Source organism: Aquimarina sp. AWH4_224, from assembly GCF_056160245.1.
The window spans coordinates 105,837-125,831 of sequence record NZ_JBSWWU010000003.1 but is presented as its reverse complement, the minus strand read 5'-3'; the positions used below and the strand labels follow the sequence as shown (position 1 = coordinate 125,831).

Below are 19,995 nucleotides of genomic sequence, written 5' to 3'. Positions count from 1 at the left end.
GAAAAGTAAGTAACCTGAGACTATCAGTAATCATAGTAAATTATAATGTGCAATATTTCTTAGAACAATGTCTATTGAGTCTAAGAGAGGTAATCGTTGCAGAAGATTCTGAAGTCATAGTTGTAGACAATAACTCTACAGATCATAGTTGTCAAATGATTCGGGATAAGTTTCCCGAAGTGCTATTGCTAGAAAACAAGAGCAACCTTGGATTGGCCAAAGCAAACAATAAAGGAGTCGGTGTTTCTAGTGGGAAATTTTTGTGTTTTCTCAATCCGGATACTATTATTCCGGACAATGTATTTCCAAATCTTTTGAAAAAGGCAACGCAACTACCACATGTTGGGTTAGTAGGACCCAGATTAATCAGTGGTAAGGGGAACTTTCTTCGGGAAAGTAAACGTAATATCCCCGCACCACTAACTTCTTTAAAAAGACTTTTAGGAATTCGTACGCGATTTGTAAAAAGCTATTTTGCCGATCATATTCAAGAACGAGAGATAGGAAGAGTCGATGTTTTGGATAGCGCATTTATGCTGATCAAAAAAGATCATTATCTATCAGTTGGTGGTTTTGATGATGATTACTTTTTATATGGCGAAGACCTGGATTTGTCCTATAGAGTTAAGAAAATGGGATTGCTTAATTATTATTTAGGTACTTTTACGGCTTTGCATTATAAAGGAGAAAGTGTTGATCGTAATGCTGACTTGGTAATGATTTTCTATGGAGCCATGCGATTGTTTTACAGCAAACATTTTAGGAGTAATCGTGTTCTTGATTTCATGGTTTCTGTGGGGATACGAATGGTATCTTTTATACATTCATTTAAAGATTTTAAGAAAAATAGAAGAAAGATAGAGCAGTATTACTTGATTTCAGAAAATGAAATGTTGAGCGCCGGTATTGCAGCAAAATTGAATGCTGAATTGATAAGAGTTTCTACAATAGAGAGAGAAGATTTGGGAGATAAGAATATCGAGATTATCTTTGATGGCGATTTTATGGCTTATCTTGAGATCATTCAACAAATGGAATTGTTGAATAAACAAAATGTCACTTTCAAAATACGACCAGCAGATTGTGACTATATTTTGGGGAGTGATTTTAGTGATGGAAAGGGAGAGGTGATCACATTTTAAATAAACTTTAATATAGAAAAACTAATTTTAAAGCTTTATTTTAATTAAATTCGCAAAAAATATAACATTTAAACACTTTGGATTAAGAATATGGCAAAATTTGAGCTAAAACTTCCAAAAATGGGTGAAAGTGTTGCAGAAGCAACAATAACAACTTGGTTAAAAGAAGTTGGAGATACTATCGAACTGGATGATGCTGTGGTAGAAATCGCAACAGACAAGGTAGATAGTGAAGTGCCTAGTGAGGTAGAAGGTGTACTAGTTGAGAAACTATTTGATGTGGACGATGTAGTACAGGTAGGTCAAACTATTGCCGTTATCGAAACCGAAGGAGCAGATGTTCCTGATTCTGGATCGTCGACTGCGGTAGAAGAGGCGCCTGCTGAAGTTCCTGCGGAAGCTGCGGTTATTGAAACCCAAATAGCAGAAACTGCAGAAGCAGTTAGTGCTACTGCAACTGACTTCTCAGAAGGTAGCAAGTTCTATTCTCCTTTAGTTAAAAATATCGCAACTGCAGAAGGGATATCTCTAGCAGAACTTGAGGCGCTGCAAGGTACAGGAAAAGATGGTCGAGTTACCAAAAATGATATTTTACAATTTGTAGAGGATCGCAAAAATGGTAAAGTAGCACCAGCTGTAGCTGAACCTGCAAAAGTAGCAGCGGAGAAACCTGCAGCAACACCTGTTAAAAAAGCAGAAACGCCAAAGGCAGCACCTGTGGTGGCTTCGGGAGAAGATGAAATTATAGAAATGACACGTATGGGTAAACTAATTGCCCATCATATGGTAGAGTCTGTACAAACTTCGGCTCACGTACAATCGTTTATCGAGGCAGATGTAACCAATATCTGGAACTGGAGAAAGAAGGTGAAAGGAGATTTCATGAAGCGAGAAGGAGAGAACCTTACATTTACCCCGATCTTCATGGAAGCTGTGGCAAAAGCCTTGAAAGACTTCCCGATGATGAATATATCTGTGTCAGGAGATAGTATTATTAAAAAGAAAAATATCAATTTAGGAATGGCAGCGGCATTGCCTGATGGGAATTTGATTGTACCTGTGATTAAAAATGCAGATCAATTGAATCTTGTAGGAATGACTAAGGCTGTTAATGATTTGGCGGGTAGAGCTCGTAATAATCAATTGAAGCCAGACGATATTCAAGATGGTACCTACACGGTTACTAATGTTGGAACTTTTGGCAGTATTATGGGGACGCCAATCATCAATCAACCGCAGGTAGGAATATTGGCTCTTGGTGCAATTCGCAAAGTTCCTGCGGTAATCGAGACTCCAGAAGGAGATTTTATTGGTATTCGATACAAAATGTTCTTATCGCATTCGTATGACCACAGAGTGGTGAATGGAGCTTTAGGAGGACAGTTTGTGCAACGAGTAAAAGATTACTTAGAAGCTTTTGATAGTAATAGAGAGATCTAAAAAGATCAATCTTTGAAAATAATGGCAACCCTGCAGTTTTCTACTGTGGGGTTTGTTTTTTCTTGGAGTAATACCTGCTAATACTCAATGAATAAAGTGTAAAAACCAAAAAAAATTGGTCAATTCAAATAACTTTTTTAGTTTTGAGGTGTACTAGATAACTAATACACTAGATATGATTCAAATTAGAGGCTTAGGTTTTCAGTATCCAAAAGGAAGAACCATTCTTAATGATATTTCATTGGATTTTACTCCTGGTAACATCTATGGGGTATTTGGTGAAAATGGAGAAGGGAAAAGTACACTCATTAAGTTGATGGCAGGTTTGTTGTTTCCGAAAATCGGGTATTGTCAAATTTCTAATCAGGACATTTCAAGAAGAAGTATCGAGAACCTACAAGAGATTTTTTTAGTTCCTGAAGATTTCGAATTACCCGCTTTGAGCATTGATAGTTTTGAAAAAATAAACGCTCCTTTTTATCCTAAATTCTCTAGAGATCAATTCTACCAATTGATTCAGGAATTTAAACTTTTTCCTAAAGAAAAACTATCTGCATTGTCGTTCGGACAAAAGAAAAAAGTACTCATTGCTTTTGGTATTGCAGCCAATACCAATTTATTGCTTATGGATGAGCCTACCAATGGATTAGATATCCCTTCAAAAAGTCAGTTTAGAAGGATTATGGCTTCCGCAGTAGATCAGGGGAAATGTATAGTGATTTCAACTCATCAGGTAAGGGACTTGCATAGTCTGATTAATCATGTGGTGATTCTTGGGCAATCAAAAGTAATATTCGATCAATCGTTTTCTTCCGTTTCCGAAAAATTATGGTTTGGCAGACCAAAACAACAAATGATGGATGAAGTTTTATATGCCGAACCTACTTTTGGGGGTAGAGCAGTGTTGAAACGAGAAAATTTTGAAGAAACGGAGGTTGATCTTGAATTGTTGTTTAACGCTGTAGTTAGTAATCCAGACAAAATCAATACGGTAATAAAAAGTACACATTACGATGCAAAAGCTTAGTGCAAAAAGAATAGCAGGACTTATTTATAGGAGCGTGATATTGCTACGTGGAGCAATAATTACAGCCTTACTTGTTGCAGGTGGACTTGTTTTTGTAGGAACATTAATAAGTGTGCGAGGAGACTTTATGGTAAAGCCTGATGAGTTCATTTCTATGTTTTCTATTTTGTTTTTGGTATTAGGTCTCTTGTTCACTTTCTCAATTTTCAGAGAAATTCAAGGAGATAAAACAAATCACTTCTACTTTTTGCTACCAGCGACTGCTTTAGAAAAAGTATTGGCTTCATGGTTGCTTTCCAATGTAATGTACATTGTAGTATTTAGTGTTTTTGCTTTTGTTGTTGGGCAATTGGCCATTGCTTTATGTAGTGTTTTTCCTAGTACAGATTTACATGTTTTGCCCATTTTTTCGGATACGTATTGGTGCTTGGTGAGGTTTTACTTTTTTGTTCAACCTGCATTTTTACTGGGGGCATTAACCTTTACAAAAAACAGGATAGGTAAAACCCTGCTCGCTGCATTAGTGGTAGTTTTCGGGGTGTTTATTTATAATATGATATTGTGTTTTTGGTTTACAGGAGGGGCTTTTGATGTGTTTAGTTCTGATCCTTTTTCTACAGAAGGATTTTCGTTGGCGCAAAATGATCTATCAGGGGTCGGTGGATTTCTTTTCGGTTTGATTTTCGGGCCCATGATGCTTTTGGCAGCTTATTTTAAAATGACAGAAAAGGAGGCTTGATCATGGATTTTGATAACGGCAAACCGATATACTTACAAATTGTGGATTTCTTTTATGAGAATATTCTGATCCGTAAATGGCAGGAAAACGAAAGGATTCCTTCGGTAAGAGAGGTTGCTGTTATGGTAGAGGTAAATCCAAATACCGCGAGTCGGGCATTTACACATTTGCAAGAACTGGAAGTAATTTATAATAAAAGAGGAATTGGATATTTTGTCTCAGAAAAAGGGTATGATACCGTACTCGAAATCAAGAAAAAAGAATTTATGGGAGTACGACTTCCGGATATGTTTAAAGAAATGATGCTACTCGATGTAGAGTTTGAAGAAGTCAAGAATTCTTATGACCAATATATTAAAAATGTAAGTGATGAAAAAAAGTAATTTGGTATTAATAATTGCAGTGGTACTGCTGGCTTTTTTCTTTTTTGCTTTTCAGAAGATCATGCATGATTATATCGATAAAGTAGATCGAAGTAAAGTGAATCTTGCTGTTAAAGAGGAAGTAAGGGATGTTTCAGCATTCAAGAGCATCTACAATGAAGAAGGAGCTTATATTTATTTTATTCAGGATAGTATTACCCAACTCAAGATTAAAGCACCAGAAAACCTGTTGCCTTTTGTAAAGATTAAAATATCTGGAGATACATTAAGAATAGAGAACGCCAAAGAAATACGTAAGCGGGATAGTGTACAGATTTTTATTCATAATTCCGTATTAGAGGGAGTCGTAATGCATTCAGGAACTACTTTTGAAACCTTGGGACAAGTATCTGGGAAAGATCTTAATCTTCTGTTTAGTAACGAAAGTTATGGGGTATTGGATTTATCCTATGAATCGGTAAGGAGCAAAGCGAAGTCTGGAGCTAAGGTCAATATCAAAGGGAACTCCAATCAAGTAGACTTTTCTAATTAATCAATTTAAATCATGAAGCATATGTAAATAGTACAAATTACATCATCAATCATCATCAATCAATTTCAATCATTAATCAAAAAACGAACATTATGAATTTCAATCCTAAAACGGGTATGATACTGGGATACCTATTTCTATTTCAGTTTGTATTAGGAGTATTGATCAACTTCTATTTACTGGGACCAGTTATTTTTGACAACGACTTTTTAACCCTTACTGCTTCTCATGAAACGGAGATTGTCACAGCCACTTTATTGGCAGTTTTGTTAGGTTGCATAAGTCTTTGGATAGCTATTACCTTAAAACCATTTTTCGATACCTACAGCCGTAGATTGGGCATGCTCTATTTGGTACTCACTGTAGTGAGTTTTGCAGCTACTCTTATCGATAATACAGTACTGTTATCTTTATTGTCTATCAGTAGTGACTATGTTGGAGCTGATATCGCTAACCAAGATTATTTAAAGAGCTCGGGAGCATTATTTCTTGAGGTACGAGGTCGGATTCATATGATGGATATGTTGGTAGGAGGACTTTCGGTTATGGTCCTATATTATGGGTTCTGTAAAACCGAACTTGTTCCTTCAGTATTTTCCATCTTAGGGTGTCTTGCAGCAATAACCATGCTATCAAACGTGCTTTGGTCTTTGTATGATAGTGGTCTTATGATATTATATCTCCCCATAGGACTGTTGCAAATAGCTATTTCTTTTTGGCTTATTATCAAAGGGTTTAACCTGGAAAAATTAATCTCTATGGAGAGGTAAGACATCAATCATCATCAATCAATTTTAATCATTAATCAAAAAACGAACAAAATGCATACAATTAACAAAACCATTCAATTTGGTGAATTTGTAGATGGGTATACCATACCCGTATTAAACGAACGAGAAATAAGAGCGGCTGCAGGCATTCTCTTTTTGATCATGTTTATCTCGATACTTATCGTAGTTTTTACAGGCGACTTCACTATGCTTAAATACGCAGTGACTATTTTTCTAACAGATATTATGATTAGGGTATTGATCAACCCAAGGTTTTCACCATTCTTAATACTTGGTCGAATGATTGTTCGTAATCAAGTACCAGAATATGTGGGGGCACCGCAAAAGAAATTTGCCTGGAAAATAGGTTTAGTACTATCCAGTATCATATTTGTATTATCAAATGTGGTCAATTCATATGGACCAGTTACTGCACTGATTTGTTTGATCTGCCTGGTATTTTTGTTTTGGGAAACCGCTTTTGGGATTTGTTTGGGTTGTAAGTTTTATGCAAGATTCTATAAGGATAAAGTACAGTACTGTCCAGGGGAAGTTTGTGAAAGAAAAGACAGACAAGATATACAAAAGACAACGGTGGCTCAGCGCATGATCTTTTTTGGATTTATAGCCTATATTGTGCTTATGGTATTCCTACTTCGGGATATTTATGCCGAAGATCCAGCCAATTTATGGGATATTATTAATGGTACAGTAGAGGAATAACCATGCAGGATTATTTTTTGAAATATCAGAATCAGATTATTGGTCAGCATCAATATATCAAAACACCTTATCATGATTCGATACGGGTGTTGTATGCAGACTGGACAGCTAGTGGTCGAATGTATCGACCCATCGAAGAACGTATGCTCAAAGATTTTTATCCCTTTGTGGCCAATACACATACAGATACGAATTATACGGGATCCGCAATGACGTATGCGTATCACAAAGCACAGCAAATTATTAAGCAGCATGTTAACGCCTCATCTCGGGATGTGCTGATATCTTCAAATTCAGGGATGACGGGAGTGGTTAATAAGTTGCAACGAATGCTCGGGCTCAGGGTTCATGAATCGTATCAAGATCAAGTTCAATATGAAGAAGAGGACAGGCCAGTAGTATTTGTTTCTCATATGGAGCACCATTCTAATCAAACCTCTTGGTTAGAAACTATTGCAGATGTTGTTGTGGTTCCTCCGGATAGAAAGGGGTTGGTATCTATTCATAATTTTGAAATTGAAATCCAGAAGTATCAGCATCGTAAAATGAAAATTGTAGCGATTACTTCCTGTTCTAATGTGACTGGAATTATCACTCCTTATCAGGAAATAGCTGAACTCATACATCAATACAACGGCTTATGTTTTGTGGATTTTGCCTGTTCCGCACCTTATATTGAGATGGATATGCACGAAGACGACAAAAAAGGACGATACCTTGATGCTATTTATTTTTCGGGGCATAAATTTTTGGGAGGACCGGGAACAACAGGAATCTTAGTGTTCAACAGTAAATTGTATCATAATAAGATACCGGACATTTCAGGTGGCGGTACAGTTTCCTGGACTAATCCGTGGGGTGAACATCGGTATTTGGATGCTATTGAAGCTAGAGAAGATGGAGGTACGCCTGCTTTTTTACAAACCATCAAGGTAGCGATGTGCATGCAGTTGAAAGAAGAAATGGGAGTAGATAACATACAAAAAAGAGAACATGAAATTCTTCAAATGATTTGGGAGTCTCTATCCAATATCTCGAATTTACACATTTTGGCAGGAGAGCATCAGGAAAGATTAGGCGTAATTTCTTTTTATATCGAGGGTCTTCATCATAATCTAGGGGTTAAAATACTCAATGATCGATTTGGGATACAAACTAGAGGGGGCTGCTCTTGTGCAGGTACCTATGGACATTATCTGCTTGGTGTTACGCCACAGAGGTCCAAAGAAATCACAGATCAGATCAATAAAGGAAATAATGCAGATAAGCCAGGTTGGATCCGAATGTCTATTCATCCAACCCATAGCAATAAGGAAATCGTATTTATTTTGGATGCGGTACAGCAATTAGCAAAATATCATAAGATATGGAGTAAGGATTATGATATAGATCTGGCAAAAGGAACCATTTCGCATACAAATACGGTTTCTACTTTAGAAATGAAATGGAGCATAGATCAAAGTTTCACCGCAAGATTTTTAAAAAAGCCTGAATCTTTTGGGATTTGGTAGAAGACTCAGTATAAGAGGATAGCAATAATCCTACCCTCGAAACAAGAAGAAATGATCCTTCATGTTTTCAATTTCAGAATTTTTGTTGGTTACGATATAGTTAATTGCTTTTGTGGTAAAATCTTTACCTTTTTTGGTAAGCGATACGATATCATTATCAATGGTAATCATATTGTTTTTGAGTGCCAAATCCAATACAGATTTTGATTGTACTTTCTGCCAATTAATATGTTCGTTGAGGTGTTTTACGTGTCTTTCTTCAATTTCCTGATGGTTTCCCAAGTGTAGAAGGAAGGTAAGCAGAGACACCTCGATGCGCTGTTGTCTTTGTCGATAAAGAACAGAGAACAAACCTCGACCTGGAGCAAATAAGTAAGCGATTAAAAATACCAGACCTAGTACTGTTGTCATTGATCCTGAAATAGAAGCATCCAAAGTGTGAGCTACCCAGTAACCTGTTATTGCGCTTCCTACACCAAATACAACAGCCAAAACCAACATCTTTTTCAGGTCATTGGTCAATAAATAAGCGGTGGCGGCTGGGGCAATCATAAGGGCAATTACCAATATGGCGCCTACAGCATCAAAGGCTCCCACTGTAGTGATAGAAGAAACCGTCATCAGTCCATAATGCATAACAGCTGGTGATAGGCCTAAAGCAGAAGCTAAACCAGCATCAAACGTGCTTACTTTCAATTCTTTGAAAAAAGCAAAAAGCAAACCAAGTGTGATTAATAAAATAGAGCCAATAATCCACAAGGATTTTGGGCCTAGATCAATATCATTAAACCCTAATCTATCAAACGGAGCAAAAGCGAGTTCTCCCAATAATACGGCATCTACATCTAAATGAATATCGTTGGCATTTTGAGCGATCAAAATAATACCTATACTAAATAGTACAGGGAACACCAATCCAATCGCCGTGTCTTCTTTTACCAGTCCAGTTTTTTGAATAAACTCTACCAATACCACCGTAAGTACGCCACTAGCTGCGGCCAAAATAATAAGAAGAGGAGATGACAGATCGTGCGTAATAAAAAAACCAATCACAATACCAGGAAGAATGGAGTGGCTAATAGCATCGGTAATTAATGCCATTTTGCGTAGCACCAAAAAGGTTCCAGGTATAGCGCAAGCGATAGCTACCAGGCTTGCGATCAGCTGTATTTCAATTTGTGCACTACTCATCTTCTTCTTTGATTAATTGATTGTATAAATTTGCTGCAGTGTGGTATCCTGTTTCTGTCATTGACCACATGGGACCATCAATTTTTACATAATCTTTGTCTTCTAGTTTTTGCAACGATTTTCTGGTAAATCCCTGAAAATTATTAAGGATTTTGATCGCATGTGGATGAGATATGTCTTCATGAGTACTGGCAATATTGTACATAAATGATAGGGTCTTATGCAATTGCAAGTCATTTCTGTTTTTTCTAAACCGTATTTCTCGAAATAGTAAACCACGTCCCGGAGAAAAGATAAAAGAAAATAAAACGAATACCCCAGCAACAAGTACAATAACAGGTCCCGTGGATAGATTGTTATGACTTGCACTTATCGCAGTCCCTAAAACTCCAGAGGATGCACCAAAGAGCGCTGCCAAAAACACCATTTTTCCCAAATTATTGGTCCATTGCCTGGCTGCAGCTGCCGGAGCCAAAAGCATAGCACTCATTAAGACAACACCGACAGTTTGTAATCCTAATACGATAGCAACCACAATAAAAGTGGTAATCAGGATATCAAGAAATTTGGTATTAAAACCGAGAGTTTTGGTATAATCTGGATCAAAAAGTAACAATTTTAGTTCTTTCCAAAACAGTAGCACGATAACTAGACTTATACCAGTAACTATGACCATTAACCAAACATCACTTTCTAGAAGTGTAGCGGCTTGACCAAACAAATAACTTTCTAATCCCGCTTGATTTGCATTAGGTTGCTTTTGAATATAGGTAAGCAACAGCATACCAAAACCAAAGAACAAGGATAGGATAAGCCCGAGAGCAGTATCTGATTTGAGATGGGTTTTTTGAGTAATCCCACGAATCCAAAAAGTTCCAATAAGACCGCTGATCAGTGCGCCTAATAAAAAAACAGAACTGCTTTTTACTCCAATAATTAAAAAAGCAATGGCAATTCCTGGGAGCGCAGCATGAGAAATGGCATCACCTAATAGACTTTGTTTTCGCAATACGGCAAAACTCCCTAGCATACCACAAATAGCACCAAGCACTGCTGTGCCCAAGGTAATCGTACGAAGGGTGTAATCACTAAAAACCAACGTTATGTATTCTCTTAAATCCATCATTTAGGAGATAATGCCTGTAAATCTATATGTGGTATTGACATATGCCATAGCTTATTGATTGACCGCTACTTTGTAATTAATACCGTAGGTTTTGGTTAAATTGTCATCATTAAAAATATCTTTCACTGGTCCTGTAGCAATTTTTTTAACGTTCAAAAAAGTAACCCAATCAAAGTATTCTGGTACCGTTTGTAAGTCGTGATGAACAACAATCACTGTTTTGCCTGCTTTTCTCAGTTCTTTTAGGATATTGATAATTGCCTTTTCAGTAGTAGCATCGACTCCTTGAAACGGTTCGTCCATAAAGTAAATAGAAGCGTTTTGTACCAAAGCTCTTGCTAAAAAAATTCGCTGTTGTTGCCCTCCAGATAATTGACTTATTTGTCGGTTTTTGAAGGCTAACATTCCCACTTTTTCTAAAGCTTCCAGAGCGGCTTTCTTTTGTTTAGCACCAGGGCGTTTGATCCATCCCAGGCTTCCGTAGGTACCCATCATCACCACATCTAGTGCAGTAGTGGGAAAATCCCAATCTACACTCCCTTTTTGAGGGACATAAGCGACCAAAGAACGCTGTTTGTCGTAGGTTTTTCCGTAAATATTAACACTTCCGGCTATGGGTTTAATAATATTTAAAATGGATTTGATCAAAGTTGATTTGCCTGCACCATTCGGGCCTACTATTGCCATTAAGACACCTTCTGGTATGGCTAGATCGATGTCCCACAACACAGGTTTGTAGTTGTAGGCTACCGTAAGGTCATCTATTTGAACAGCAATTTTTTCTTCCATTACTTCAATGCATTTATGATGGTGTTTACGTTGTATTCAAACATACCTATATATGTACCTTCTTTTGTTCCTGGATTTCCTAACGCATCAGAAAATAAGGTTCCGCCTATGGCTACTTCATGATCTTTGGATCGCACTGCTGCCTGTAAGGCCTCTATAGTTCTTTTAGGAACAGAACTTTCTACAAAAATGGCTTTGATTTCTTTTTCAATAATAAAATTCGCTAATTTCTGAACATCCTGAACACCCGCTTCTGTAGCAGTAGACAATCCTTGTAATCCTACAACATCAAAATCATAAGCCTGACCAAAATAATTAAAGGCATCATGGGCAGTGACTAATATTCGTTTTTCTTTGGGTAGAGTAGTGATAGTCGAATTTAGCTTTTTTTCAAGTTCGTTTAATTTTTCTAGGTATATTTTTCCGTTTGTTTCAAATATTGTAGCATTTTTTGGATCAGCGGCAGATAGTTGTTGTACTACATATTGGCTGATGATTTTCCAGTTTTCGATACTAAACCAAATATGAGGATCATAATTTGAAGCGAAGTAATCAGAACCAATCAACGTATTTTTATCAAGTTTCTCAGCAACGGGAATGGTTTTAATATCCTGATTTTCCATCTTTTCAAAAACTTCTACCAGTTTTCCTTCCAGATGTAGTCCATTGTAGAATATAACATCAGCATTTACCAACTTACTCACATCCCCTTCGCTGGCTTTGTATAAGTGAGGATCTACACCACTTCCCATTAACCCTACTACTTCTATCGCATCACCTCCAATATTATGAAGTAGATCTGTGATCATAGAGGTAGTGGTTACCACATTTACTTTTTGGTTTTCTTGTTTTACTTCTTTTTTGCAAGAAAAGAAAACTGTCGAAAAGATAAATAAAAGTGTTAGTTTCTTAATCATTGTTTTCAGTCAATAAATAAATTAAATTATGTTTTATTTAGGGAGTAGGTCGCGCGTATTTGGATATTCTTTTTAAGAAATTACATCTACGCTAATAGTAATTAATTATATGCCTAATAATTGTATTGTGTTTAGTATTTTTGTCTCATCACCGTAGCAAAACTAAAAAAGTTAGTTATGACTAACAAATCAAATTTGAATAATTTAACAAAAAGTGAAGAAGACTATCTAAAGGCACTTTTTAAGTTGTTGATAGAAGATAGCTCTGATAAGGTTGGGAATAATCAATTGGCAGATTATTTGGGAGTTTCTCCAGCGTCTACAAACAATATGATCAAGAAGCTAAAAACAAAAAAATATGTGGTTAGCGAAAAATATGGAAAGTTAGAATTAACCCAGGAGGGGCGTTCTGTTGCTGTTCGACTTATTCGAAAACACAGGCTTTGGGAAACGTTTTTGTATAACTACCTAAATTTTAGCTGGGATGAGGTGCATGATGTGGCAGAACAATTAGAGCATATCAAATCCTACAAGCTGGTAGATGAGTTAGACCGATTTATGGATTTTCCGAAAAAAGATCCCCATGGGGAGTTGATTCCTAATGCTAGTGGCGAATATAAGGTAGTTCCTAAAATTACCTTGTCTTCTTTATCAGTAGGAGAGGTGTGTAAATTAGTATCTGTAAACGACGGTTCTGTTAATTTTTTAAGATTTGTATCAGAAATAGGGCTGGCACTTAGTAGTGAGATTAAGGTGTTGGAAATTCGAGAATTTGACAAATCGATCAGGATAGGATTCAATGATACTACCGAAACCGTGACAAGAAAATTTGCGGATAATGTATTTGTAGAGAAGTTGGTATAGTTTTTAGAAATGTTAAAGTAGAGCTGGTCTACAAGAATGTTAAATAATTGAAGTTATCTTTGGGAATCACACGAACAATTTATGGAGCTTAATTTGAAAAAACCGATCTGTTTTTTTGATCTTGAAACGACCGGGGTTAATATTTCTAAAGATCGCATTGTAGAAATTTCCATCCTAAAAGTGTTTCCAAATGGAACTCAGGAAAGTAAAACATGGTTAGTAAATCCTGAGATGCCAATACCTCCAGAAACAACTGCAGTTCATGGTATAGATGATGCCAAAGTTGCTAATGAGCCTACTTTTAAGGAAATCGCTAACAAAGTTCATGATATGATCAAAGGTTGTGATTTGGGAGGGTTTAATTCTAATCGTTTTGATATTCCATTGTTGGCGGAAGAGTTGTTAAGAGCTGAGCTAGACTTCGATATGAAGAATACTGTTTCTGTAGACGTACAAACTATCTATCATAAGATGGAAAAGAGAACACTTTCTGCAGCCTATAAATTTTATTGTGATAAAGATCTCAATGATGCACACTCGGCTGAAGCAGATACTATGGCAACCTATGAAGTGCTAAAAGCGCAATTGGATAGATATCCAGAATTAGAGAATAGTACTAAATTCCTTTCAGAATTCAGTTCGAGAAAACAGTTCGCCGATTTTGCAGGTTTTATTGCTTATGATGATGATGGTAAAGAAGTGTTTACCTTTGGAAAACATAAAGGGAAATTGGTAGAACGGGTAATGGAAGATGAACCTGGTTATTTTGGCTGGTTGCAAAATGCAGATTTTCCTTTATATACCAAAAAAGTATTGACCGCTGTTCGACTTCGTAAACTCAACAATAGTTTGAATCTGTAATATCTTTCCATATCTAAATTAAGCGATGAAGATAATTTGTATTGGACGCAATTATACCGACCATATAGAAGAGTTAGAAAATGAAAAGCCTACAGATCCTGTAGTTTTTTTAAAGCCCGACACTTCTATCTTACTCAAAAAACAACCTTTCTTTATTCCAGATTTTTCTGATGATATTCATTATGAAGTAGAAATTTTGATCAAAATCAAGAAGCTCGGAAAGTATATCGATAGAAAATTTGCGCATAAATATTATGATGAAATTGGGTTAGGGATTGATTTTACGGCAAGAGATTTGCAAAGTCAGCTGAAAGCAAAAGGATTGCCCTGGGAAAAAGCAAAGGCGTTTGATGGGGCTGCTGTTATTGGTAATTGGGTTTCCAAGGATAATTTTGCAGATGTGAATGATATCAATTTTAGATTAGAAAAAAACAAGGAAATCGTTCAACAAGGAAATACCCAATTGATGTTGTGGAAAATCGATGAGCTTGTTGAGTATGTTTCTCAGTTCTTCACCTTAAAAATAGGAGATGTCATTTTTACCGGAACTCCTGCAGGAGTTGGGAGGGTAGACGCCAATGATTATTTGGATGGCTATATTGAGGATGAAAAAATGTTTTCTATAAAAGTGAAATAAAAGTGTTGAATAGCTAGAGTGCTAATAGCATTTTTTTAGGACTTAAATATTCAAAGTATCGCTTTCTTACGTTAAAACTTTCATCCAGAAAAATAGTAGCCGGGAGAGAAAAGGGTTGCCCTTCTCTAGAAGCTAATAACAGTGGGATTTCATGGATGGGATTTCTCGACGATGTTTCAGTTTTGTTGGTGAAAATACCACCATCAAAAGCGATAGCATCTCTGCTTTCTGCATTCATTTTTACCGCATAGTATTCTTCATTTATTTTTTTGATTACTTCTGGTTTTGTGTAAACCACACGATCCATTTTTTTGCAGTAGGCACACCAATCGGCGTAGAAACTAATGATTACTTTTTTAGGTTTTACCGCAAGAGAATCGTCTAATTGCTCAAAACTGATCCAACGAACAGCTTCACTGTTTTGAGCAACAACCTCAAATGATAGGGCTAAGCATAAGAAGAATATAATACTTGTTGATCTCATAACTAGTGCAGGTTTCCGAATTTTATTCCGATAAAAAAGGTTCTAGGTGTTCCTGGTCCATAAATATAATCAGAATCACGAAGAGGGCCGATATCAAAATCATCCTGATAGCTGTTAAATATATTTTTTACCCCTCCGCTGAAGGTTACATGAAAATTTTCTGAAATATCTAAGTGATGTTCTAATTTTAGGTTTAGGTCAAAGAAAGGATCGGTATCAACAAGATCCAAAAAACCAGATTCGCTAACTACTCTTGGTACAATCATATTCCCTGTATAGGTACCGGTTAGGTCTATGTTAAAACGTTTGCTCGGTATCCAGGATGCATTGATATAGCCATATGTATTAGGGTTTCGTACAAATTCGTCTACGATCACATCTTGTTCTCCAGTTACAGTACCATCGGATTCGAATAGGATTTGGCTTTCGTCATAATCGGATTGTTGTATAGTACCTCCTATTTGAAACTGCCATTCTTTGGATGGAGAAATACCGATTTCAAAATTAGTTCCGAAAACTTTTGCTCCGGATCCATTTCTTACTTCTTCAAGAATAGAACCGTTTTCGAGAACAGCTCCTGTGCTTACCAAAGTGAACGGGTCTTTGAGATCTGTAAAAAATCCTTCTAAGAGAAAATCAGCTTGGATTTTATTAAAGTTTTTTGAGTAGTTCAATGAAGCGGTAAATGCATTCGAAAATTCGGTGTCCAGATTTTCGGATAGAATCACAAATTGGGGCTCCCCACCAACAGAAGAAATATGTAGATCCTCATTAAAGGCTTGCGGAGCTCTAAATCCTCTTGCATAACCACCTCTGAATTTTAATGACTTCAGAATGTTATAGGATAAGGTAATGCGAGGGCTTAATACGGTTTGGGTTACAGAAACATCCCTGGAGATCCCTCCGATGTTATAATTCCCATCAACATTAACATGATCTAGTCGTGTGCCGAGTAGAGCGGTAAAATCATCTGTAGGTTTCCATTCGTATTGCAAATAGGAACCGATAGTATGTACCTGTTGATCGATTAATCGGTTATAACCTGCAATTACATCTTCAGTATCGCTGATATTGTATTCTACTCCCGTAGTAATAATATCGTTGTTTTTTAGATTTTGAGTAAACTGTACTCCGGTAAGCAAAGCCAAGTCTTTGGTTACTCCATAGGCATTTAAGGCGAGAATACTGTCTTGTCTGGTTCGTCCACCACCAAGCCCTCCATAATAACTATCTCTATCGGTATATTGTCCGGAAGTGTAGACAGAAAGATTATTGGTTCCCTTTTTATTTTCTAGTTCATAGGTAATGCCTCCCAAAAAAGTATCATGGTCTAGTTCTTCAGTAATATCCGTAAAATGAGGCGCTAGATCAAGGCGATCTCCTCCGCGACGATATTCTTTAATGGTGGTCAAGTCCAGGGAGATTTTACTTCGGTCAGAAGGTTTTAAAAACGTTTTTAAACCAAAAGTTGTGTTTTGTAGGGTAGTGAGTTCGGTAAAACCGTCTCCATTGGCATCAAATTCTTCTCGATCTCTATTCAACCCAAAGACAGTAATTCCCGACATCAAATCATCACTTACAAGCGAGGCGTTGAAATTGAGTGATCGATCCGGGGTATCTCCATCAACAAGTCCCAGATAGGTTCCTACTTCCCATGTATTTAGAACTGGATCCTTGGTGATGATATTAATGGTTCCAGCTATAGCATTCGATCCATAAAGAGCAGAACCTCCACTTCGCACCACCTCGATGCGTTCTACAATATTGGTAGGAATTTGTTCTAATCCATAGACGCTATTAAGGGCGCTAAATACAGCTCTACTGTTTATCAAGACCTGTGTATAACTTCCGCCCAATCCATTAAGTCGGACTTGTGTAAACCCACAGTTCTGACAGTTATTTTCTACCCGCACTCCTGGAGAATAATTAAGGCCTTCAGAAATGGATATAGATTGTGTGGCCCCCAATAACTTTGGGCTTAGTACATTCACAACCACAGGAGCTTTTTTTCGATTTACCCGATTTCTTGTTGCACTAACCACCACCTGATCCAGATTTAACCTGTCTTCGGCAAGGGTGAATTTCTGAGTGACAGTAGTGTTCGTAGTAGAGGATATATAAATATTTTGCTCTAAGGTTTGATGTCCTAACGCACTTATTTTTATCAAATAGTCTCCATATGGAATATCATAAATTTCAAAATCACCATTTTTATCAGACGAAGCATAGGTGGTAAAGGAATCGTTTGATAATATGATATTGGCAAAAGGAATGATGTCTTCCTTTGTATTCGTATTTCCCTTAAGGTTTCCTGTTTGACCAATTATAATACTGATCTGAAATAAGGTGAAAATGAATAAAATTGGTTTCATATTTGATGAAATAAGTATTTTATTAGATCGGGCAAATTTAAAAAGTTAGATAAGGCTAACAAATTTTTTAACAGTTTATGTTGAAAAATTTAGAAGTCTTTAATTTTAAGGGTTTTACTTGTAGTTTCAGATGATGTCCACACAATAAAGAATGAGATTTTCTTGATGTATATCTTATTTCTTTACAGAATATTCAATAAATATTTTAGTTTGTAGGGATGAGATGTTATATTTACAAATAACTCTTACAACGCAGATGCTTTACATTGGATAAGCTTCTTGTAGAGTTTATAAAGAACCTTTTCAATAAAAATAAAATACATGAGCAAAGGATATAGTTTGAAAAATGTAAATGAATTATCTGGAGGTGATGACGAATTTATTGCAGTTCTGGTACAGACTTTTTTAGAGGAGATTCCACCAGATCTTGAAAATATGGTTCAGGCAGTCGACGCAGATAATCCACAGATGGCTTATCAATACGCTCATAAGATGAAACCAAATCTTCAGTTATTTGATATCGATTTGTTATCTCAAATCAAGCAAATTGAGGCATGGTCTAAAACAAATAAGCCAAAAGAAGAAATAAAAGCAGTATTAGACGAGATTGTGTCTACCGTTAATGTGGCTATAGCCTCCTTAAAAGTCGATTTCGCGTAGCTTTCCAAAAATATGTTAGCAGAAATTATTACCATTGGTGATGAAATCCTTATCGGACAGATTGTAGATTCCAATTCTGCCTTTATGGGTAAAGAACTCAATAAAATAGGGGTAGATGTATATCAAATTACTTCTATAAGTGATGATCGACAACATATCCTAAATGCAATAGAAGAAGCCAGGAACAGAGTAGATATCGTTCTAATAACAGGCGGTTTAGGGCCTACTAAAGATGATATCACGAAACACACAATATGTGAGTATTTTGATGATCACCTGATCCAAAATGATGCGGTTCTAAAGCATATTGAAGATTTGTTTGCTAAATATATTTCTACGCCTATTTCAGATGTAAATCGAAAACAAGCTTTGGTTCCAAGTCGTTGCACGGTCTTGATGAATCAATATGGAACTGCTCCTGGGATGTGGTTTGAGGATCAAGGTACAGTTTTGGTATCCATGCCAGGAGTGCCTTTTGAGATGAAAGGGCTGATGAAAACCGAAGTGCTCCCAAGATTACAGAAAAGATTTGATCGACCGTTTATTGTACATAAAACGGTGCAGACCTATGGTATGGGAGAAAGTGCTATAGCTGCAAAAATTGAGGATTGGGAAGATAGCTTACCCGATTTTATAAAACTAGCATATCTACCGAATTTAGGAAGAGTTCGTTTACGACTCTCCGGTAGAGGAAAAGATAAGCAGCTCCTCGAAGAAACGATTTCAGAAAAAATAGAAGCACTGAACCATATCATTGGAGATATTATTGTAGGTTATGAAGATGATCAAACTATAGAGGTTAGGATAGGAGAGTTGTTGGTTAAAAAAGGAGCTTCATTGTCAGTTGCTGAAAGTTGTACAGGAGGGAGAATTGCGCAGTTGTTTACGGCCAATGCGGGTGCTTCAAAATATTTTAAAGGGGGTGCAGTGACATATGCTACCCAGTCAAAGATTGATATTTTGGGTGTCGATGCAGATATTATTCAAAAATATTCGGTAACTAGTTTTCAAGTTGCGGAAGAAATGGCTAAAACAGCAAAATTTAAATTTAAATCAGAATATGCTATTGCCACAACAGGTAATGCCGGACCGACAAAAGGTGACGGTGATGTAGAAGTAGGAACGGTTTTTATTGCCATTGCTACTCCAACAACAGTGTTTTCAAAAGAATATAACTTCAGCAATCATAGAGAAAGAACTATTGGGAAAACGGTTAATAAATCTCTAGAGCTGTTATTAAATGAACTGAATAGATAAGTATTTTATTCTTCAGCTTCTTCTTTTGAAAGAATTTTATTTGACCAGGTAATAGCGTTCTCTAAATCATCGGTTACATAAGTTGGCATACTTGTAAAGGTTTCTTCTAACTTTGCTACTTTATAATTCACAGGGTCATAAATTACAATGGCATAACCTTTTAAGTTAGGGAAATGCTCTTCAACTCCATGAATTCTAGTGGGTTTAAAGGAATAAGAATTAACTCGCTGAGAGATATAAGTAAAAGGCTTGATGCCTTTGTAATAATATAGGATCAATTCATAGAGTTTTTTCCCGCTGTCAAAATTAAGATCCAATCCTTGATTGACATTTCCAACTACGAAATTTTCATAAAAATAAAACCAACCAATATCAATTTCATGTTTATTTAAAAGAGGGGTATTAATGTTTTCAATCATTAAAAAAAACTGTTTTATTTTTCTAAAATAAGTAATAATAATTAAAGCTGGTCAGAATTGGACTTTACTGTCATTCTAATCGACATAAGCTCTATTTGTTCTCATATAAAACTCATGAAAGCGTATAAGACTTTATGAATAAAAGTGAAAC

21 protein-coding genes are annotated in these 19,995 nt (G+C 36.4%); 14 read left to right on the top strand and 7 right to left on the bottom strand.

The genetic code is table 11. The annotated features are described in order from the left end of the window. Window positions 1-14: 14 nt before the first annotated feature. From ACXAGJ_RS06595 to ACXAGJ_RS06555, 9 genes are all read left to right on the top strand, one after another. Window positions 15-1,142, top strand: a complete 1,128-nt coding sequence (locus ACXAGJ_RS06595) for a glycosyltransferase family 2 protein (protein ID WP_474838995.1) — start codon at window positions 15-17, stop codon at window positions 1,140-1,142. A 90-nt stretch (window positions 1,143-1,232) separates the two neighbouring features. Continuing rightward, a complete protein-coding gene (locus tag ACXAGJ_RS06590) occupies window positions 1,233-2,582 on the top strand; it encodes a dihydrolipoamide acetyltransferase family protein (RefSeq protein WP_474838251.1) in 1,350 nt (449 codons plus the stop codon). Window positions 2,583-2,757: 175 nt separating this feature from the next. Beyond that, complete coding sequence (locus ACXAGJ_RS06585; RefSeq protein ID WP_474838249.1) at window positions 2,758-3,609, top strand: ABC transporter ATP-binding protein; 852 nt, start codon at window positions 2,758-2,760, stop codon at window positions 3,607-3,609. Beyond that, the gene (locus ACXAGJ_RS06580) at window positions 3,596-4,348 is read left to right on the top strand and encodes a hypothetical protein (protein ID WP_474838247.1); all 753 of its coding nucleotides are present in this window, start codon (window positions 3,596-3,598) and stop codon (window positions 4,346-4,348) included. Before ACXAGJ_RS06585 ends, ACXAGJ_RS06580 begins: the two co-directional genes overlap by 14 nt. Window positions 4,349-4,350: 2 nt before the next feature. Further along, a complete protein-coding gene (locus tag ACXAGJ_RS06575; RefSeq protein WP_473281451.1) occupies window positions 4,351-4,731 on the top strand; it encodes a GntR family transcriptional regulator in 381 nt (126 codons plus the stop codon). Next, window positions 4,718-5,263, top strand: a complete 546-nt coding sequence (locus ACXAGJ_RS06570; protein WP_474838245.1) for a GIN domain-containing protein — start codon at window positions 4,718-4,720, stop codon at window positions 5,261-5,263. Before ACXAGJ_RS06575 ends, ACXAGJ_RS06570 begins: the two co-directional genes overlap by 14 nt. 92 nt (window positions 5,264-5,355) lie before the next feature. Then, window positions 5,356-6,033, top strand: a complete 678-nt coding sequence (locus ACXAGJ_RS06565; protein WP_474838243.1) for a DUF4386 domain-containing protein — start codon at window positions 5,356-5,358, stop codon at window positions 6,031-6,033. Between the two features lie 51 nt (window positions 6,034-6,084). After that, the gene (locus tag ACXAGJ_RS06560) at window positions 6,085-6,756 is read left to right on the top strand and encodes a DUF4395 domain-containing protein (RefSeq protein WP_474838241.1); all 672 of its coding nucleotides are present in this window, start codon (window positions 6,085-6,087) and stop codon (window positions 6,754-6,756) included. Window positions 6,757-6,758: 2 nt separating this feature from the next. Then, window positions 6,759-8,267 carry an aminotransferase class V-fold PLP-dependent enzyme gene (locus tag ACXAGJ_RS06555; RefSeq protein WP_474838239.1) on the top strand — a complete coding sequence of 503 codons (1,509 nt, stop codon included), beginning with the start codon at window positions 6,759-6,761 and terminating at the stop codon, window positions 8,265-8,267. Between the two features lie 30 nt (window positions 8,268-8,297). Here ACXAGJ_RS06555 and ACXAGJ_RS06550 read toward each other — a convergent pair whose 3' ends face one another. From ACXAGJ_RS06550 to ACXAGJ_RS06535, 4 genes are read right to left on the bottom strand one after another with little or no spacing between them, the layout of a single operon-like run. Beyond that, a complete protein-coding gene (locus ACXAGJ_RS06550) occupies window positions 8,298-9,458 on the bottom strand; it encodes a metal ABC transporter permease (RefSeq protein WP_474838237.1) in 1,161 nt (386 codons plus the stop codon). Beyond that, window positions 9,451-10,581 carry a metal ABC transporter permease gene (locus ACXAGJ_RS06545; protein WP_474838993.1) on the bottom strand — a complete coding sequence of 377 codons (1,131 nt, stop codon included), beginning with the start codon at window positions 10,579-10,581 and terminating at the stop codon, window positions 9,451-9,453. The genes ACXAGJ_RS06550 and ACXAGJ_RS06545 overlap by 8 nt, the downstream gene beginning before the upstream one ends. Window positions 10,582-10,635: 54 nt before the next feature. Next, the gene (locus ACXAGJ_RS06540; RefSeq protein WP_473281435.1) at window positions 10,636-11,373 is read right to left on the bottom strand and encodes an ATP-binding cassette domain-containing protein; all 738 of its coding nucleotides are present in this window, start codon (window positions 11,371-11,373) and stop codon (window positions 10,636-10,638) included. Beyond that, complete coding sequence (locus ACXAGJ_RS06535; RefSeq protein WP_474838235.1) at window positions 11,373-12,290, bottom strand: metal ABC transporter solute-binding protein, Zn/Mn family; 918 nt, start codon at window positions 12,288-12,290, stop codon at window positions 11,373-11,375. The genes ACXAGJ_RS06540 and ACXAGJ_RS06535 overlap by 1 nt, the downstream gene beginning before the upstream one ends. Window positions 12,291-12,467: 177 nt before the next feature. On the opposite strand from ACXAGJ_RS06535, the gene ACXAGJ_RS06530 reads away from it, so the two are divergent. The 3 genes from ACXAGJ_RS06530 (at window position 12,468) to ACXAGJ_RS06520 (ending at window position 14,652) form a co-directional block, all read left to right on the top strand. Continuing rightward, complete coding sequence (locus tag ACXAGJ_RS06530; protein ID WP_474838233.1) at window positions 12,468-13,154, top strand: metal-dependent transcriptional regulator; 687 nt, start codon at window positions 12,468-12,470, stop codon at window positions 13,152-13,154. Window positions 13,155-13,235: 81 nt separating this feature from the next. Next, a complete protein-coding gene (locus ACXAGJ_RS06525; RefSeq protein WP_473281431.1) occupies window positions 13,236-14,015 on the top strand; it encodes an exonuclease domain-containing protein in 780 nt (259 codons plus the stop codon). Between the two features lie 25 nt (window positions 14,016-14,040). Beyond that, the gene (locus ACXAGJ_RS06520) at window positions 14,041-14,652 is read left to right on the top strand and encodes a fumarylacetoacetate hydrolase family protein (protein WP_474838231.1); all 612 of its coding nucleotides are present in this window, start codon (window positions 14,041-14,043) and stop codon (window positions 14,650-14,652) included. A gap of 13 nt (window positions 14,653-14,665) precedes the next feature. Here the strand turns inward: ACXAGJ_RS06520 and ACXAGJ_RS06515 are convergent, their stop codons facing one another. Next, window positions 14,666-15,136 carry a thioredoxin family protein gene (locus ACXAGJ_RS06515; RefSeq protein ID WP_474838229.1) on the bottom strand — a complete coding sequence of 157 codons (471 nt, stop codon included), beginning with the start codon at window positions 15,134-15,136 and terminating at the stop codon, window positions 14,666-14,668. A 2-nt stretch (window positions 15,137-15,138) separates the two neighbouring features. Then, window positions 15,139-17,508: a TonB-dependent receptor gene (locus ACXAGJ_RS06510; RefSeq protein ID WP_474838227.1), complete on the bottom strand. Its 2,370-nt coding sequence runs from the start codon at window positions 17,506-17,508 to the stop codon at window positions 15,139-15,141. A gap of 321 nt (window positions 17,509-17,829) precedes the next feature. Here ACXAGJ_RS06510 and ACXAGJ_RS06505 point away from each other — a divergent pair, with 321 nt between their 5' ends. Together ACXAGJ_RS06505 and ACXAGJ_RS06500 are read left to right on the top strand one after the other, a co-directional pair. Beyond that, a complete protein-coding gene (locus ACXAGJ_RS06505; protein WP_473281421.1) occupies window positions 17,830-18,168 on the top strand; it encodes an Hpt domain-containing protein in 339 nt (112 codons plus the stop codon). A 12-nt stretch (window positions 18,169-18,180) separates the two neighbouring features. Further along, the gene (locus ACXAGJ_RS06500; RefSeq protein ID WP_474838225.1) at window positions 18,181-19,425 is read left to right on the top strand and encodes a CinA family nicotinamide mononucleotide deamidase-related protein; all 1,245 of its coding nucleotides are present in this window, start codon (window positions 18,181-18,183) and stop codon (window positions 19,423-19,425) included. Window positions 19,426-19,430: 5 nt separating this feature from the next. Here the strand turns inward: ACXAGJ_RS06500 and ACXAGJ_RS06495 are convergent, their stop codons facing one another. Further along, a complete protein-coding gene (locus ACXAGJ_RS06495) occupies window positions 19,431-19,844 on the bottom strand; it encodes a hypothetical protein (RefSeq protein ID WP_474838223.1) in 414 nt (137 codons plus the stop codon). Between the last annotated feature and the right edge of the window lie 151 nt (window positions 19,845-19,995).